Source organism: Streptomyces sp. Sge12 (assembly GCF_002080455.1).
Taxonomy (GTDB): Bacteria; Actinomycetota; Actinomycetes; order Streptomycetales; family Streptomycetaceae; genus Streptomyces.
Map to the genome: position 1 here is coordinate 621,467 of NZ_CP020555.1, position 16,035 is coordinate 637,501.

General features: G+C 72.3%; 19 protein-coding genes. 8 read left to right on the forward strand and 11 right to left on the reverse strand.

Annotation, left to right across the window (positions count from 1 at the left end; translation table 11 throughout):
• Window positions 1–74: 74 nt before the first annotated feature.
• From B6R96_RS02910 to B6R96_RS02920, 3 genes are read right to left on the reverse strand one after another with little or no spacing between them, the layout of a single operon-like run.
• The gene (locus B6R96_RS02910; protein ID WP_078971991.1) at window positions 75–671 is read right to left on the reverse strand and encodes a hypothetical protein; all 597 of its coding nucleotides are present in this window, start codon (window positions 669–671) and stop codon (window positions 75–77) included.
• A complete protein-coding gene (locus B6R96_RS02915) occupies window positions 668–2,476 on the reverse strand; it encodes an alpha/beta hydrolase (RefSeq protein WP_081521444.1) in 1,809 nt (602 codons plus the stop codon). Before B6R96_RS02915 ends, B6R96_RS02910 begins: the two co-directional genes overlap by 4 nt.
• A complete protein-coding gene (locus B6R96_RS02920; RefSeq protein ID WP_081521445.1) occupies window positions 2,473–2,904 on the reverse strand; it encodes a hypothetical protein in 432 nt (143 codons plus the stop codon). The genes B6R96_RS02915 and B6R96_RS02920 overlap by 4 nt, the downstream gene beginning before the upstream one ends.
• A gap of 249 nt (window positions 2,905–3,153) precedes the next feature.
• Between B6R96_RS02920 and B6R96_RS02925 the strand changes: the two genes are divergently transcribed.
• The 5 genes from B6R96_RS02925 (at window position 3,154) to B6R96_RS02945 (ending at window position 7,346) form a co-directional block, all read left to right on the forward strand.
• A complete protein-coding gene (locus B6R96_RS02925) occupies window positions 3,154–3,447 on the forward strand; it encodes a DUF1905 domain-containing protein (RefSeq protein ID WP_030389268.1) in 294 nt (97 codons plus the stop codon).
• A gap of 432 nt (window positions 3,448–3,879) precedes the next feature.
• Entirely contained in the window at window positions 3,880–4,086 is a 207-nt protein-coding gene (locus B6R96_RS02930; RefSeq protein ID WP_030389269.1) for a hypothetical protein, read from the forward strand.
• Window positions 4,087–4,257: 171 nt separating this feature from the next.
• The gene (locus B6R96_RS02935; protein WP_081524944.1) at window positions 4,258–5,355 is read left to right on the forward strand and encodes a MerR family transcriptional regulator; all 1,098 of its coding nucleotides are present in this window, start codon (window positions 4,258–4,260) and stop codon (window positions 5,353–5,355) included.
• Window positions 5,356–5,453: 98 nt separating this feature from the next.
• Window positions 5,454–6,701, forward strand: a complete 1,248-nt coding sequence (locus B6R96_RS02940) for a hypothetical protein (protein WP_081521446.1) — start codon at window positions 5,454–5,456, stop codon at window positions 6,699–6,701.
• Between the two features lie 201 nt (window positions 6,702–6,902).
• Entirely contained in the window at window positions 6,903–7,346 is a 444-nt protein-coding gene (locus tag B6R96_RS02945) for an SH3 domain-containing protein (RefSeq protein ID WP_030389272.1), read from the forward strand.
• A gap of 50 nt (window positions 7,347–7,396) precedes the next feature.
• Here B6R96_RS02945 and B6R96_RS02950 read toward each other — a convergent pair whose 3' ends face one another.
• From B6R96_RS02950 to B6R96_RS02980, 7 genes are all read right to left on the reverse strand, one after another.
• Complete coding sequence (locus B6R96_RS02950; protein ID WP_030389273.1) at window positions 7,397–7,747, reverse strand: hypothetical protein; 351 nt, start codon at window positions 7,745–7,747, stop codon at window positions 7,397–7,399.
• 12 nt (window positions 7,748–7,759) lie between these two features.
• Window positions 7,760–8,833 carry a phosphatase domain-containing protein gene (locus B6R96_RS02955; RefSeq protein WP_237291293.1) on the reverse strand — a complete coding sequence of 358 codons (1,074 nt, stop codon included), beginning with the start codon at window positions 8,831–8,833 and terminating at the stop codon, window positions 7,760–7,762.
• 3 nt (window positions 8,834–8,836) lie between these two features.
• A complete protein-coding gene (locus tag B6R96_RS02960; RefSeq protein WP_081521447.1) occupies window positions 8,837–10,045 on the reverse strand; it encodes an RNA ligase in 1,209 nt (402 codons plus the stop codon).
• A 57-nt stretch (window positions 10,046–10,102) separates the two neighbouring features.
• The gene (locus tag B6R96_RS02965) at window positions 10,103–10,789 is read right to left on the reverse strand and encodes an epimerase (RefSeq protein ID WP_081521448.1); all 687 of its coding nucleotides are present in this window, start codon (window positions 10,787–10,789) and stop codon (window positions 10,103–10,105) included.
• 134 nt (window positions 10,790–10,923) lie between these two features.
• Complete coding sequence (locus B6R96_RS02970) at window positions 10,924–11,472, reverse strand: GNAT family N-acetyltransferase (RefSeq protein ID WP_081521449.1); 549 nt, start codon at window positions 11,470–11,472, stop codon at window positions 10,924–10,926.
• A gap of 39 nt (window positions 11,473–11,511) precedes the next feature.
• A complete protein-coding gene (locus tag B6R96_RS02975) occupies window positions 11,512–11,946 on the reverse strand; it encodes a VOC family protein (protein WP_081521450.1) in 435 nt (144 codons plus the stop codon).
• 68 nt (window positions 11,947–12,014) lie between these two features.
• Window positions 12,015–12,971 (reverse strand): tellurite resistance/C4-dicarboxylate transporter family protein, encoded by a 957-nt coding sequence (locus B6R96_RS02980; protein WP_257789482.1) that lies wholly within the window; start codon window positions 12,969–12,971, stop codon window positions 12,015–12,017.
• A 263-nt stretch (window positions 12,972–13,234) separates the two neighbouring features.
• Between B6R96_RS02980 and B6R96_RS02985 the strand changes: the two genes are divergently transcribed.
• Both B6R96_RS02985 and B6R96_RS02990 read left to right on the forward strand, forming a co-directional pair.
• Entirely contained in the window at window positions 13,235–13,690 is a 456-nt protein-coding gene (locus B6R96_RS02985) for a DoxX family protein (protein WP_053172437.1), read from the forward strand.
• 265 nt (window positions 13,691–13,955) lie between these two features.
• Complete coding sequence (locus B6R96_RS02990; protein WP_081521452.1) at window positions 13,956–14,537, forward strand: YdeI/OmpD-associated family protein; 582 nt, start codon at window positions 13,956–13,958, stop codon at window positions 14,535–14,537.
• Between the two features lie 182 nt (window positions 14,538–14,719).
• Here the strand turns inward: B6R96_RS02990 and B6R96_RS02995 are convergent, their stop codons facing one another.
• Window positions 14,720–15,124, reverse strand: a complete 405-nt coding sequence (locus tag B6R96_RS02995) for a DUF5997 family protein (protein WP_030389282.1) — start codon at window positions 15,122–15,124, stop codon at window positions 14,720–14,722.
• A 58-nt stretch (window positions 15,125–15,182) separates the two neighbouring features.
• Between B6R96_RS02995 and B6R96_RS03000 the strand changes: the two genes are divergently transcribed.
• Window positions 15,183–15,983, forward strand: coding sequence for a LysR substrate-binding domain-containing protein (locus tag B6R96_RS03000; RefSeq protein ID WP_081521453.1), 801 nt, complete (start codon window positions 15,183–15,185; stop codon window positions 15,981–15,983).
• Window positions 15,984–16,035 lie beyond the last annotated feature (52 nt).

A 16,035-nucleotide genomic window follows, 5' to 3' on the forward strand; every position in this document is an offset into this window, starting at 1 on the left:
CGCTCACCCTGCGCCCCGCGACCCGCGCCCCGTGTCGTCCGGGTCGCCGTCGAGCAGGGGCCGTGCGCCTGTGGTCAGGACGAGGGGGTGGGGCCCGGGGCCGGGGTTCCGGCGGACCAGAAGTCGGAGCGGACGTTGGGGGTGGGAACGGCGGTTTCGCCTTCGTACGTGCGGCCGTTCGCCGGCTTCGAGGGCGGTGCCACCTTCGAATTCTTCACGCAGGGACTGGTGACCTCGAAGAAGGCCTGCCCCTGGTAGCCGAACAGGACGGTGATGCCGAAGCCGTCGGGCGACGTGGCGACGATCTCGGGCATGTCCTTGTCCGGATTCACCGTGGTGATCCGATAGCCGTTCGCCTTCCAGAACTTCTCGACCACGCCCAGGAAGTTGCCGCGGCGCTCGGGGGAGACGACCGTCATCACGGTCCAGTAGCGCGTCACGTCGCAGCTACCGGTCGTCGTCGTGTCGTGGACCCATTCGATGTCCGGCTTGATCGCCCCGACCGTGTCGTAGAACATCGCGTCGGCGCGCTCCGCCGCTCCCTGCATGTCCATGCCTGCCACTGCCCCTTGTTCGTTCTTCGTGCCGCCCGACGGCCCGCACCCGGCGAGCAGCGCGCCGGCCAGGGCCGTCGCGCAGGCCAGGCGAACGGTCCGAGTGATGCGCTTCATCGGTATTCTTCCCTCACGATTTTCTCAGAGTGCCCGGCGACGATCCTGGCGATGTTGTTCGCCGACGTCTGGTCCTTCTCCGGAGTGAAGTACTGGGAGTGGGCGTCGAACCCTCCGCCGTCGCGGATCATTCTGGGTCCGTCGTCGACCAGGAAGCGCTGTGCCCCGAAGGCCTTGCTCGCCGGGTCCTTGCCGAAGTACACGTCGTCGTTGTCGATGTCGAAGAGGTCACGTCCGACCGCGACCCCCGCCGGGCCCGCGAGCATCCAGCCGAGCGCCGACTCGCCCTTCGTGGGCAGGTGGGTGACCGGGTCGTTGTCGGCGGCGCCGACGAACACGTGTTCCTTGCCCACGCCGAGCTCCGTCGCCTTCTGCGCGTCCACGCCGGGGCTGCCGAGCAGGATGACATCGTCGACGCCCGGGATCCCGCCGGCCTGTTTGGCGGCGGTGCCCACGGTGAGCGAGCCGTAGGAGTGCCCGATGGCCGTCACGTGGGGGTCGGGGTTCTCGTTCGTTGCCGAGATGCCTGCCATGAACTGGTTGTAGGCCGGGGCGCCCCGCTGCGCGTCGCCCTTCGACATCACGTCCACGTTCTGCGGGGCGTCGTAGCCCAGCCAGACGATCGAGGCGCTGGACGGGTCCAGGCGCTGGGCGCCCTTGGCCGTGTCCTGGGCCCGCTTCATCGTGTCCGTGACGAACTCGTCGTTGAGCTTGGTGCTGAGGCCGGGGACGTACGCCGAGACGTTCTTGGCGGTGTCGGGGTTGCCGTACGAGACGATCGCGCGGCCGTTGCCCTCGTCTCCGATGCCCAGAAGGAACATGGGCGGGCGGCTCGGCTCGTTCAGCTTGTCCTGGATCATGCGGAGGGCGTTGAGCTTGGTCTCCGCGTCGTCGCCGCCTCGGCGCGCCAGGTCGTCGATGAGGACCGGCAGGTAGTTCCGGTTCGCCTCGTCGCGGGAGGCCGCCGGGATGCCGTCCAGGCCGCCGATCAGGTCGGGTGCGATCTCCAGGTACTCCTGGCGCTGCTCGTCGGTCAGGCCGTCCCACCACTGCTTGCGTTCGGCGGGGTTCTTGTCCTGGGGGACGCCCTCGCCGAGGTAGCCGCCGGCGGTGGTACGGACGGCGGAGGTGTCCTGGAAGACGTCCCTCAGCGTGGCCTCGGTGACATCGAGGCCCTTCTCCGCCTTCAGTCCGCTCAGCGTCTTCGCGTAGCGGGTGTCTATCTCCTGCGCGGACCGCAGGGCACGGGCGATACGGTCGGCCACGTCCTGCGCCTTGGCCGCGTTCGGGTTCAGCGGCTTGAAGCCCGTGTAGCCGGGATAGAGCGGTGACTGGGCGTGGGAGCCGAGGCCGGGTGGTTCCAGGGGGAGGCGGGAGCTGCCCTGGACCGTACTGCCCGGCGCCGGCTTCTTCGCGCCGGTCAGGTCCTCGACCTCGGTGGCCGGGTAGCTGACGGAGCCGTCCTCGTGGACGGTGAAGTTCAGTGCGGCGGCGTCCGCGAGGGCCTGCTTCAACTGGCTCTGCGGCTCGGCGAGGTCGCTGGCGAGCCCGTTGAGCGCGGTACGGACGAGCCCGCACTCGGTGTGCAGGTACTGGAAGTTGCGGCTGAGGCGCTGGAGCTTGCCGAGGGCCGCCTCGGCCGACTCGCTGTCCTGGGTCTCGCGGAGCTTCGCGGACATCGCGCGGTCGACCCGTACGCGGTCGGAGTCCGAGCGGTCCGAGACCTCGTGCCACTTGTCGCCCGCCTCCGTGAACTCGGAGGTCTTGAGGTCGCGCAGCCGCTGCCAGGTGAGGGTTCCGGTCATCGCTTCTCGTCCGCCTTGGCGGCGCCGTCGACGCCCTTGAAGGACGTCTCGATGGCGGCGTCCGTCTCGCCCATCTCCTTGGCGACCGTCAGCAGACTGCCCTTGAGGTGCTCGCACTCGTCCCGCACCGCCCGGAGGCGTTCCTCCCAGGACGTCAGCACGCTCTTGAGGGCGGCGACGGAGCTCAGGCCGGCGGCTCCCGTGTCGATGCCCTCGTGGCCGGGGCCGAGCGCCGCGCGGCTCTTTTCCGTGCTGGTGCGCAGGTCGCCGGCGGTGCCGGAGGCGCTGGTCCAGGGGCCTTTGCTGTGCGTGAGGCCGTCGGTTCCGCCGCCGCCGGTCCCGGGGTCGGGGGCTGCCGAGGCGAGCCTCATCGCGGGCCCGCCGTCGGCCGGTCCGAACAGCTCCTGCCAGCGTTCCGAGTAGGACACTGCTCCCCCGTCGACGTCTACGGTCCGTTCCTGCGCCCGGAGAGACTAACGCAGGTCACGCACGTGTGTGCGAGGGGGAACGGGTTCCGCGCGAGGGCCCTCGTGCAGACTCGGCACCCCTGCCCCTCAGGAACAGGTTCGAACGGACCGTCATGGTGAACGAGGCCCACGACGCCGCCGGTCGGGGCCGCATAGGGTGAGCGGAAGTGCCACGCTTCCCGCTGCCGTTCCCAGGAGAGAGCCGCCCCCATGCGCATGGTCTTCACCAGTGAGGTGATCGAGTGGCGCGGGCCCGCGCCGTTCTATTTCGTCCCCGTACCCGAAGAACAGTGCGCCGACGTACGGCAGGTGGCCTCGGCGGCCACCTACGGCTGGGGGGTCGTCCCCGTCGAGGCGGGTATCGGCGAAGTCACCTTCGAGACGTCGCTCTTCCCGAGGGAGGGCGGCTACCTGCTGCCCGTCAAGAACGCCGTCCGAACGCCGCTGGGGCTGGCGGCGGGCGACGAAGTGACCGTGCAGATGACGGTGCGCCTACCGGGCTGAGCGCTGCCGCCGCCGACCCCTGTGAGCGGCCACCGCGCGGGCTGCCCCGGCTCGCCCGTCGCACCGGACCGTTCGCGCCCCGGGCGGGGGGCCAGCGCCGGTTCCCCTTCGCGACCAGCACTCTGCGCTCGATTCGGGCACACGCCGTCACCAGCGGCGTACGCCGCCGGACGGTTCCCGCTCCGCCCTCGCCTCGCAGCCGCGCCCCGCGGGCCGGAGATCGTCCCCGTCGGCCCGGCCGCGGCCCGGACGTATGCCTCTGCGGGGCGGGTTGGTCACCGTCCGCGTTCGGCCCCCCGGGCGCGGCTCCCCGCGCACGGCCTCGCCTCGCGGGCCTGATGGGGAGCGCCCATGCTGAGTAGTAGGGCGCCGTCGTCCTGAGATGTGCCCTTCCCGAAGGCCGAACGGAGGCGCCTGAGCGGAGGAGGAGTCATGCGCATACGAAGAATCCTGGGCCTCGCCCTGGCCGCGGCGACCCTTGCCGGTACGAGCGCCCTCGGCGCTGTCAGTGCGGAGGCCGCCTCGTCTCCGAACATCACCAGGGACGAGTGCACGGCCGCGGGCGGACAGGTCACCTCGCGCCCCTACGCCGGCTACACCTGCGCACTGCCCGACGGCACCTCGCAGCCGATCACGTGACCGTTCGGCGCACGGCACTACCTGGCACCGCGAACCTGAAATGCCTACGCCTCCGTACCTGCCAGGCGCGAGCCGACGAGCGCAGGGCGGTCCGTGAGCAGGGCCTCTTGACCTCTTGACCCTCACGTGGCGTCAGGCCGCACAGTGGGTGCCGTGGAGGATCACTGGACCGTGGGGCGCGTGGCCGGGCTGGCCGGGGTGAGCGTTCGCACGCTGCATCACTACGACGAGATCGGGCTCGTCCGGCCGTCGGCGCGGACCCCGGCCGGGTACCGGGCCTATTCCGCGGGCGACGTGGAGCGGCTGCGGGAGGTGTTGGCCTATCGGCGGTTGGGCTTCGGGCTGCGGGAAATTGCCGAACTGGTCGGCGGCCCCTCCACCGACGCGCTCGCGCACCTGCGCCGACTACGCGGTCTGCTGCTGGAGCAGCGTGATCGCGCCGACGCCATGATGGCGGCCATCGACAGGGAACTCGAGGCGCGCGCAAGGGGATTGAGGGTGACACCGGAGGAGCAACTGCAGATGCTCGGTGCCCGGCTGTACGACGAGATCGGCGGCGCCTACACCGCGACACGGAGTACCGATCCGCGGATCGCCGCGCAGATCCGGGGTGCGCTCGGGGACGCGCGGACGGTGTTGAACGTCGGGGCCGGCACCGGCTCCTACGAGCCCGCCGATCGCGACGTGACAGCGGTGGAGCCATCGGCGGTCATGCGAGGGCAGCGGCCTCCCGGCTCGGCGCCGTGCGTGGCCGCCGCGGCGGAGAGCCTGCCGTTCGAGGACCGCTCCTTCGACGTCGCGATGGCCGTCTCCACCGTTCACCACTGGGGCGACCCGATAGCGGGGCTGCGCGAGATGCGGCGAGTGGCCCGCCGGGTGGTGGTGCTCACGTTCGACACCGACGAGCCCGGATGGCAGGGCCGGTTCTGGCTGACCCGCGACTACCTGCCCGAGTTCGCCGCCGTCCTCGCGGACTTCCCCTCGCTGGCCGGGATGGCCGAGGCGATCGGCGCCCGCGCCGAACCGGTGCCCGTCCCGTGGGACTGCGCCGACGGCCTGTTCGAGGCGTACTGGCGCCGGCCGGCGGCGTATCTGGAGGACCACGTGCGCCGCGCGATGTCGGTGTGGACGAGGGTCGGGCCGCAGGCCGAGCAGCGGGCGGTACGGAGCCTCGGCGACGACCTCGAGTCCGGCCGGTGGGCCGAGCGCAACAGCGGCCTCGCCGGCCTTGACGCGGCAGATCTCGGCCTCCGCCTGCTCATCGCGTAAACGGCCACGCCCTGGGCGGGGTCGGCAGCCGGCAACGCGTCGGCCGGGCCCCGATATTGCATGGCAACCGGCTCGCCCGTCCGGCAGGGTGCGGGGTGATGAGCCATGACGACGAAACATCCGGCACCCTTTCCTACGCCTCCCACGACTGCCTCGAGGGCCTGCTGCAGCGGGGGCGCGGCCTGGGCGCGATACGGGCGGGCCAGGATCCGTACGGGGCCGCCGCGTTCGTGTACGACGGGATTCGCCGGGACTGGAAGTGGGACGGCCAGACCGACACCCGCGACCTCTACCAGGCACGGCTGATCCGGGACCTGGAGCTGTCGCCGACGCCGGTCGTCGAGCAGCTGGCAGGGGGCGAGGAGGAGTGGTCGCGGGCCGTCGACGTGCTGGAACTGCTTGCCGTCGCCGGTTCGGAAGAGGCCCGGGAGGGGCTTCGGGCATACGTCCGGGAGGGCGAGCGCTGGGCCCGCGTACTGGAGTCGGTCGCGGACCGCTGGCCGGCCGAGTGGTGGGAGGACCTGGGCGACGTCGCGCGTGCCCGGATCGGCGCGGAGGAGGAGCTTCCGTGGTCCTTCGAGCCGTGGAGCCGGTTCGGGATCGAGGTGCCGGGCCGCCGGTTCCCGCCGCGGCCGTCGCTCGGCGAGCTGGGTGACGAGGAGCTGCTCGCCCTGCTGGCCGCCGGCGGCACGGAGTTCAACACGAAGATCGACGCATTGCGTGCGCTGGCCGGCCGGGAACCGGCCGAGGCGCTGGTGCCGCTCGTCCCCCTGCTCGGAACCGCGGACGGCCGCAGGCCCCTGCCCCTGCTCAGGCGGGCGGTCGGCCGTCTGGGAGCTCTCGCCGTACCGGCGGCCCGCGGGTGGGCCGAGGACGAGCGGGAGTGGCTGGCCCGGCTGGGCACGGACGTCCTGGCCGACCACCCCGGCCCCGAGGCGCTCCCGGGACTCGTGGCCGAACTCGCCGACCAGTGGGAGGCGCGCGCCTGGTGCGGCCCCGACGAGACGGCGAAACGGCTGGCCCGCTTCGGAGCCGAAGCCGCCGGCGCCGTTCCGCTCCTGCGGGCCTACTGGCTGCACACCCCGCATTCCTACGAACGGGCCGACTACCTGCACGCACTTGCCGCGATCGACCCGACCGGGCTGGACGACGCGTACACCGAGTCGCTCTGGGACTGTGAGGAGCGGGCACGGTTGCTCGGCATCGCCTCGGCACCCCATCGACCGCACGTCGTGGAACGCATCGCCGTGCTGCGCGACGACCCGATGGAGACCTCCGAGGTACGAGCCGCGGCCGGAGCACGGCTGGCGGGCGCCGGCGCCGCCACAGGCTCCGACCTCCCCTGAACGGGTCGACGCCCCTTCTCCCCTCCCCCGCACTCTTCTGGCGCACTCCAGGTGGCCAAATTGGTCATATCGGGTTAAACGACGGTGCGTCACCGGGGCTGTGCGGCCCGGCCTCGTCATAGTCGTCCCTGGCGACCACCCGGTTGCCACCCCGCGCCGCGCGTCGTGGCCGGGCGGATGTCTTCGTAGAGGAGCCGGCTCATGCTGAAGCCCACCAGAACCACCCTCGCTCTCGCCACCGGAAGCCTGGTTCTCGGTCTGGTCGGAGCGGGCGCCGCCGTCGCGGACGACGGCCCGACGGACAACCAGCCGCCGCGTGAGATCGTCGTCGGCGGGTCGCAGCCGGGCGTCGTGTACCCGGGCGAGCGCGCCACCGGCCGGGTCGTGTCGAAGGGTCCGCTGACGGTCCGCAGCCGGCCGAGCACCCGCGCGCAGGCCCTCGGCCACGTGTACCCGAACAGCCGGGTCGAGATCTCCTGCAAGAAGCACGGTGACAAGGTCGACGGCAACAGCCTCTGGTACCGCCTGGCCGAGCGGAACAGCGACTGGAACCAGGACGCCCAGCCCAAGGTCGCGTACGACAAGGAGCGCTGGGTCGCCGCCCGCTACGTGAAGAACCTCTCCGAGGTGAGGTACTGCCGCTGACCCGATCGGGTCAGCAGGCCAGCAGGCCTGCTGATCACCTGATCGGGAGGTCAGTCCACCGGGCGTACGGCACGCGGCCCCACGCACTCCGCGCCGTACGCCCGGACCCGTTCCCGCAGTTCACGATCGGCCGTGACCACGACGCAGCCGCGCTCCGCATACGCCGCGGCCAGCTCCACGATCCGGTCGTCGCCGCTCCCCGGCGCCGGGTCCACCCGTACGCCGGGGACGGACTCGACGCCCCGGGCCGCTCCTTCGACGACGAGGATGATCTCCTCGTCCCCGTCCCGGCCCGCGAGCAGATCGCGCAGCCGGACGGCCGCGCCCCGCCGGTCCCGCCACCAGCCGTCCGGCACCGAGCCGACGACGTTCGCGGCATCCACGATCAGCACGCTCGCCACGGCGCCGGCCCCTCAGAAGTCGCCGTAGTTGACCTGCCAGGTGGGCAGGCCCATCCGGCGCCAGATCGCCACCACACGGTCCCGGTCGTCGAGCGAGATCCGGACCGCGTACCGGTGGCGCACGTGCGTGTCGAAGAGTTCCGCCTTCACCACGTCGTCGCGGCGGGTGTCGCCCGCCGCGCGCATCCACAGCTCGTCGTAGGGCACCTCGTGGCGCCGCAGCCAGGCCTCGGTCTGCGGGCGGTGTTCCTCGCCGCGGCCGGACAGCAGCACGATCACGTCCCCGTCGGCGCGCCGGAAGGCGTCGAGCGCGTGCCGTACCGACTCGTTGAGCAGGTCGCGTTCGCAGCGCGAGAAGTCGTACGGGCCCCGGTCGCCGGTCAGCGCCAGCGTGCCGTCGATGTCGCACATCACCGCCGCCGGCAGCGCCGGGTCGGGCACGTACTGGGTCACGGGCGGCGCGGCCACGCCGCTCGCCCCGCCGTTCATCCACTCCGCCGTCAGCCGCCAGCCGCCCTTGCGCGCCTTCTGGTGCTTGTCGGCCAGGATACGGATGATCTCCTCGCCGACCTGGCGCTCCCGTGCGGCGTCCCGGCGCAGGCATTCCTCCAGCGGGACGTCGGTGAAGTCGTGCACGACAAAGGTCGCGAGACCGCCGACGGCCGCCTTGAGCCGCTTGGGGATGTGCTTGGTCAGATGGGTGTTGTCGACGACCACGTCGAAACCGCCGTCGACCGCGGCGCGGACCGCAGCGTCCTGGACGGCCAGCACCGTCTGCTCGTGCGCGAAGCTGCGGCCGCGTTCCGGGTCCGGCAGGTCGAGCATGAGGCGCAGGTCGTCGAGGTTGACGCGGCGCATCCGGCCTCCGGCCTCGGCCTGCAGGGCGCGCGCGGCCGTGGTCTTGCCGGAGGCGGGCAGGCCCGTCATCACGTGGACGACGGGCAGCGGGGCCTCCTCGGCGGCGGCCACGGCCGCTGCGGCGTCCGCGTCCCCGGTCGCGGACGCCACAGCGGCCGTCGCGGTCGCTTCTCCCCTTGCGGTTGCGTCCTCGGTCGTGTCCGTGTGGGTGGGTGTCTCTTCGGACACGGGTCAGTTCTCCTCGTCGTTCGTGAAGGGGTCGGACGTCTCCGGCCGCACGTTGCGCCATACGACCAGTTCCGTGGACCGGCCGTCCAGGCGCAGGAACATCGCGGCCCGGACCTCCCGGTCGGGCAGTGCCTGCACCGCGCGGGCGAAGGCGCCCCGGTCCTCGCCCAGGTGCGCGAGTCCCGCGTACGCCTCGTCGATGGCACGCTCGCGCAGCGCGGCCTCCGCCTCGATCCGCTCGATGACCTCGCGCACCCACGTGTCGAACTCGTCGGGCACCTGGTCGAGCAGCGCGTCGAGCGGCTTGCCGCCCGAGGCCTCGATCTCCGCGACCGTCGAACCGAGGCCCTGGGCGACCTGCTTGGCGGGCAGGCCGGCGAACCGCTGGATGCCGTGGGCGCGCCAGATGTCCCGTTCGGTGACCTTGGTGAGCACCCGGTGGAGGCGTACGTACTCGGACAGCTTGGCCTTCGCGCGCACGCCGGAGGCGAACCGCAGCACGAAACCCTCCGCCTGGGTGCCGGTCGCGGTGGCGCCGCCGGGCAGGGTGTTGGACTCGGTCAGCGCGATCAGCTCGTCGATGGGCATGGCGGGCCACACCGTGACGACGGAACCGATCGCCTCCCAGTGCGACGCGGCCTCGGCGAGCGGCACCTCCGTGCCGTCCTGGCCGAAGGCGGCGAGCAGGACGAGGTCCCGGCGCTCGCCGTAGTCGACGACGATGCGGTTCTGCGGGTACAGGATCTCCGCGAGGTAGGTGGTACCGGGGCGCAGGGCCGCGGTGTCCCGGCCGTCGAGCCGGCGCTGCGCCCAGGTCGCCTGGGCGCTGATGAAGGACCCCTTGGACGCGACCCGCCAGCGGCCCGCGTAGTGGAAGACGACGGCGAGGCTGCCGTCGACCTTGTCGTACACCTCGAACGGCTCGTCCGGGAGGGCGGGGGCGTACGGCTGACCCGATTCGTGCTCGCCGACGTTGAAGAACTTGGGCAGCGGCAGCGCGACGATCGCGCCGGTGCTGTCATCGGCGACGAGACCCCGGCAGCGGGTGGTGACCTCGTCCCAGACGCGTTCGTACTGGGCCGTCCGCGTGTAGGTGTAGATGGACAGCGGCAGTTCGGGGTGCGACTTGCGGGTCACGTACCCGGCGTCGATCGAGTCCGCCAGCGCCTGTGCGGGCAGCAGGTCATGCAGAGTCAGGGTCTCCTGGCTCATGGGGTCCTCCCGGTTTGAGATGGCTCATTCTCGCGCGCGGGAGGGTGTGCCCGGTAGTCAATTATGCCTGGTCGGGGCACCACCCAGGCGGTTGATGTCGGCGGGCCGCAGGATGTGGCCGGGGACCTCGGTACCGGGGGTGGCGACGGCGATCATGGCGCGGCCGAAGGCCTCGGAGGTGATGACGAGATTCGGCGCGACCCGCCGCACGAGCGGAACGAGGGGGCCGAGGACCGCGTAGGCCATCCGGGAGATCCGGGCCTTGGAGGGCACGCCGCGCAGCGGCTGGACGATGCCGGGGCGGAACATGTAGGCGCGGAAGGGGAGTTCGAGCAGGTCGTTCTCGGTCTTCCCCTTGACGCGGGCCCACATGGAACGGCCGTGCTCGGTGCTGTCGGTGCCCTCGCCGGACACGTAGACGAAGGTCATACCGGGATTGGCGGCGGCCAGGGGCCGGGCGACGGCGAGCGTCAGGTCGTGGGTGACGCGCCGGTACGCCTCCTCCTTCATGCCGACGGAGGAGACTCCGAGGCAGAAGAAGCAGGCGTCGTACGCGGCCGGGTCGACCCCGGCGGCGACCAGGTCGGCCGGATCGCCCTGGACGCACTCGCGCAGTTTCGGATGGCTGACGCCGAGCGGGGTGCGGCCGATGGCGAGGACGCTCTCGACCGAGTCGTCGCGCAGGCACTCGCGCAGGACGGTCCGGCCGAGCATGCCGGTCGCGCCGAAGAGGATGACGTTCACGGGGGCAGCCTAGGCCGTTTCCTTCGGATCGGGCCGGTAGGTGGGGCCGGCGGTGTCCGGTGCGGTGCCGGTCCCCCGGTCCCCCGGTCCGCTCGTCGCACCCGGGGCCGCGGTCGCGGTCCCCCTGCCGGGTGCTACCGAGGGGGAAGGGACGGATCGGGTGTCCACGGGGTCGGTGCGGTGACGGCCCAGCGTTCGTGGTCGCGCCAGCCGCCGTCGATGTAGAGGTACTCGGGCGAAAGCCCTTCGTAGCGGAAGCCCAGCCGCCGGACCAGGGCCAGGGACGCCTTGTTGGCCGGCTGGATGTTGGCCTCCAGCCGGTGGAGCCGCAGGTCGGTGAAGGCGTACCCGAGGGTGGCGGTGAGGCCCTCCGTCATGTAACCGTGCCCCGCGGACGGGGCGAAGGCCGCATATCCGAGGGACGCGCCCTGGTACCGGCCCCGGATGATCGAATTGATGTTGACCATGCCGGCGGCTGCGCCGGTCTCGCGGACGCGGACGAGGAAACCCTGGTTGGCGCCGTCGTCGAAACGGCGCATCCAGTCCCCGAACTCCGGCTCGCTCGCGGGGAGCTGCATCCACGGCCGGTGCAACTCGGCGCTGGCCCGCACGAGTGCGCAGAATTCGTCCTGGTCGGCGAGGGTGAGCGGGCACAGTTCGACCCGTGAAGGCATCTTGATCATGGACCCACGTTAGGGCCTGCGGGCAGCGGGCCACACCCCCTAGTGCGAGACGCAGAGCTCGTTGCCCTCGGGGTCGGCGAGTGTCGTCCACACGCTCGGGCCCTGGCGGCCCTCGTGGAGGTGTTCGGCGCCCTTGGCGAGGAGGCGCTGGACCAGGGCCTGCGGGTCGTCGGTTCCCGTACGGACGTCGAGGTGGACCCGGTTCTTGACCGTCTTGGGTTCGGGGACCAGCTGGAAGAGGACGCGGGGCGCGCCCTCCAGGCCCTCCGGGTGGCGGATCGCGGCGCCCACCTTCCAGACGAGGGTGCCGCGGTGGGTGGTGGTGTCGTCCTCGGTCGCGTGTCCCGCCTCGATCAGGCCGCGGATGAACGGTTCGTCGCTCGGCTCCACCTCCCAGCCGAGGGCGTCCGCCCACCAGTCGGCGAGCGTGTGCGGGTCGGCCGAGTCGATGGTCACCTGGAATGTGTACGCCATGTCGGGACCCTACTGAGGTGTCGGAGCCCCCGCCACACGGCGCGGGGCAGCGGGCGCGCGGGGTGCGGTCAGCGGCCCGGCGCCGCGCGCCCGGCGGTGACGTGCGAGGCGACCAGTGCGGCGAAGGTCAGCAGCCAGGCGCCCACGGCGATCCAGAGCAGTACCTCGCCCAGCGGGCGCAGCCAGGCGATCCCGGCCGGCTCCGCCACCGAGAGGCAGGCGGTGGCGGTCATGCCGAGCGGGAAGACGGTGGCCCAGCGCCGGATGTCGTAGCGCGGCCGGGGGTGGCGCAGTTCGGCGGTGAGGAGGACGACGTACCAGACGAGGGACAGGGCGAGGAGGGCCAGGGTGACAGCACGCAGGGCGGTGTGCGCCGAACCGGTCCATACGGGTGATGCCGTGAGCTTGGATCCGGCCAGGGCGGAGATGGAGAGCGCACCGCCCGCCACCCAGTGGTCGCCCGCCCCGCCCACCACCTCGCGCAGGTCGAAGTGGAAGAGGGCCGCCAGGTAGAGCAGCAGGCCGAGGCAGAAGGTGGCCAGCGCAGCCATGGCCAGCCAGTCCTGCTGGTCGACGGCGGCGAGGGTCGCGGCGAGGACGGAGAGCCCCTGGGTGGCCACGCAGCCGAGGAAGGCGCCTCCCGGCATGCGCCGCCGCCAGTGCCCCACGACGTTGAACAGCAGGCCGGGCCACAGGAGCGCGGCCACGGCGAGCAGCACGGCGGCCACCGTCTGCCAGCCCTGCTGCGAGAGCCGGGTCCCGATGACGGTGGTGGCGGCGACGGCCGTCAGCGCGGCCGGGGTGTCGGCCTCGGCGCGGAACCGCCCGCGGTCGCTCAGCAGCCGGGAGGTGAAGTCGGCGGCGAGTACGAGCCACAGCACCCCGGCGACGACCAGCGCGACCAGTGACACCGACTCGTACCCGGTCAGGTGCAGGCCCACGGAGATGATGCCGGTCGCCATGACGGCGGCTCCCGCCGCGGGCGGGAGTCCGGTCCACCAGTCACGGCCGGGAAGGATGCTCACGCCTCCAGCGGACCCCACCGGTCCGCGGGACGCCAGCGGACTGGGCCGACCGGCGCGCGAACTGCACGGCCGGGCTCCGCGCGCGCCCTCGGCACGGCCCCCTCGACGGGTGGGGGCTGGGCGGGCGAGTGGGTGAGCGGGCGGGCGGGTGGCCTGAAGTCGCACTTGTCAGTCCGATTAGGGCTACCTAACCTATGGCTCGCCCTCGCTGAGGGCCTCGGCACGACTTCGGGACCCGTCCCCAACCGAAGGAGCCTCCCCCCATGAACGCACGTCTCGACCATGCCCAGCCCTACGCCGTCGGCCTGTTCCGGATCGTCACCGGACTGCTGTTCGCCTCGCACGGAGCCGCGTCCCTCTTCGGTGTCCTCGGCGGTGCGCACGGCGGTGGCACCGTCGCGGCCGGCACCTGGCCCGGCTGGTACGCCGCCGCCATCCAGCTCGTCGCCGGCGCCCTGATCCTGCTGGGCCTCGGCACGCGGGCGGCCGCCTTCGTCGCCTCCGGTTCCATGGCGTACGCGTACTTCACCGTGCACCAGCCCGGAGCCCTGTGGCCGCTCCAGAACGGTGGCGAGGCCTCGGCGATGTTCTGCTGGGCCTTCCTCCTGCTGGTCTTCACCGGCCCCGGCGCCCTTGCCGTGGACGGGCTGTTCTCCTCGCGCTCCGCCGCCTCCCCCGGGCGCCGGGACGAGAGCCGCCCGGAGACCGTGACCGCCTGAGGAATCGGTTCGGCAGCGCCCGTGGACGTGGCAGTCACCCTCGAAGGTGATGGGTGCCGACACCCCCGGCCCGCACACCCGCGGAACCGCCCGCCCCCGCGCCTTCCGCCGCGGGGGCGGGCGTACGGTCCCGAACACGGGACGGTGGCGCCCTCGAACTCGGCTGCCGATGGCCCACGTTGGAGGGGCGCCGGGTGAACTCCGGGCCCCTTCCCGGGCCGTGTCGGCCGAGTACGCCCCGGCCGGCGGGCGGTAGCGTGCGCGTATGGAGGAACTGGGCGGGGTGGAGATCATCGGCTTCGCGGACGCCGAGGCGTTCGAGAGCTGGCTGGCCGAGCACCACACGCGCCACGAGGGCGTGTGGATCAAGCTGGCCAAGAAGAAGTCGGGCATCGCGTCGGTCACCGATGACGAGCTGGTCGACATCGGGCTGTGCTACGGGTGGATCTCCGGACAGCGGCGCGCCCTGGACGAGCGGTACTACCTGCAGAAGTACGTGCCGCGCCGGCCCAAGAGCCTGTGGTCACAGGTGAACGTGGACAAGGTCGCGGAGCTGACGGCCGCGGGGCGCATGCGCGAGCCCGGGCTCGCCGAGGTGCGCAGGGCGCAGGCGGACGGGCGGTGGACACACGCCTACGAATCGCAGCGGACCGCGGCGGTGCCGCCCGATCTCGCGGCGGCCTTCGATGCGCACCCGGAGGCCCGGGAGGCGTTCGAGGCGCTCGATCGGACCGGGCGCTACCAGGTGATCCTGCCGTTGCTCCAGGCGCTCACGCCGCAGGCCAGGCGGGCCCGGCTCGACCGGGCGGTGCGGCTGCTCCGGACGGACGGCGGGAACGCCGACTGACCCGGCGGGCCACCGGTCGCACGGGCCATCGGTCGCAGCGTGCATCGGGCGCGAGCCATCGGGCGCACGGGGCATCGGGCGCGGGGCATTGGCGCAGCCCGCACGGCGCACCGGCGCGGGAACGGCGTCAGGCCCGGCTCCCCATCGGGAAACCGGGCCTGGCGGGAGGTGGAAGCCGCAGGTCAGGCCTGCTGTCCACGGGCCTTCTCGGCCCGCTCCGCGTTCTTCTCCTTGATGCGGACGGTCTCCTTGCGGACCTCGGCCTGGGTGGTGCGCTCACGCGTCAGCCACTCGGGGGCCTCCTGCTTGAGCGCTTCGATCTGCTCCGTGGTGAGGGGCTCGGTGACCCCGCCGCGGGCGAGGCCCGCGATGGACACGCCGAGCTTGGCCGCCACCACCGGTCGGGGGTGCGGACCGTTGGCGCGCAGATCCTTCAGCCACTGGGGCGGATCGGCCTGGAGCGCACTCAATTCGCTGCGCGAGACGACACCCTCCTGGAACTCTGCGGGGGTGGCCTCGAGGTACACGCCCAGCTTCTTCGCCGCGGTCGCGGGCTTCATCGTCTGGGTGTTCTGGTGCGACGTCATGGTGTCAAGAGTATCGAGCGTGTGCGCTACCTCCGACCACGACCGGTAACCTTGCGGGGTGACAGGCTCGGAAGTACCCCATTCGTTCCGGCTCGCTTATGTCCCCGGGGTGACACCCAGCAAGTGGGTGCGTATCTGGAACGAGCGGCTGCCCGACGTCCCGCTGACCCTGGTCGCGGTGTCCCCGACCGAGGCGTTCGGCGTACTGCGGGCGGGCGGTGCCGACGCCGGATTCGTGCGGCTGCCGGTGGACCGTACGGACCTCAGCGCGATCCCCCTCTACACCGAGACCACGGTGGTGGTGGTCCCCAAGGACCACCTCGTGGCCGCGGCGGAAGAGGTGTCCCTCGAGGATCTCGCCGACGAGATCGTGTTCCATCCCCTCGACGACACCCTGGAGTGGGAGCAGCTGCCGGGCAAGCCGGCGATCGAGCGTCCCGCGACGACGGCGGACGCGATCGAGCTGGTGGCCGCCGGGGTGGGCGTGCTGGTCGTCCCGCAGTCGCTCGCCCGTCTGCACCACCGCAAGGACCTGACGTACCGGCCCGTCGCGGACGCGCCCGCCTCGCGGGTCGCGCTGTCGTGGCCGCAGGAGGAGACCACCGACCTGGTGGAGGAGTTCATCGGGATCGTTCGCGGCCGGACCGTGAACAGCACGCGGGGCCGCGCACCGACCCCGCCGCAGCCGAAGGCGAAGCGCAAGCGCCCCGAAACGGGTGCGGGAGCGGGCGGCAAGGCGGGATCCGGCAGAGCGGGATCCGGCAGGTCGACGTCCGGAAAGCCGGCGGGCAAGAACGCCCGCGGTGGTTCCGGCGCCCCCAAGGGCGCCAAGGGCGGCAAGCCCCGCCGCCGTCCGTAACGGGCGCCCGGGCCGACAACGGCAGGGTGCCGACGGCCTGGCTTCGGGCTCC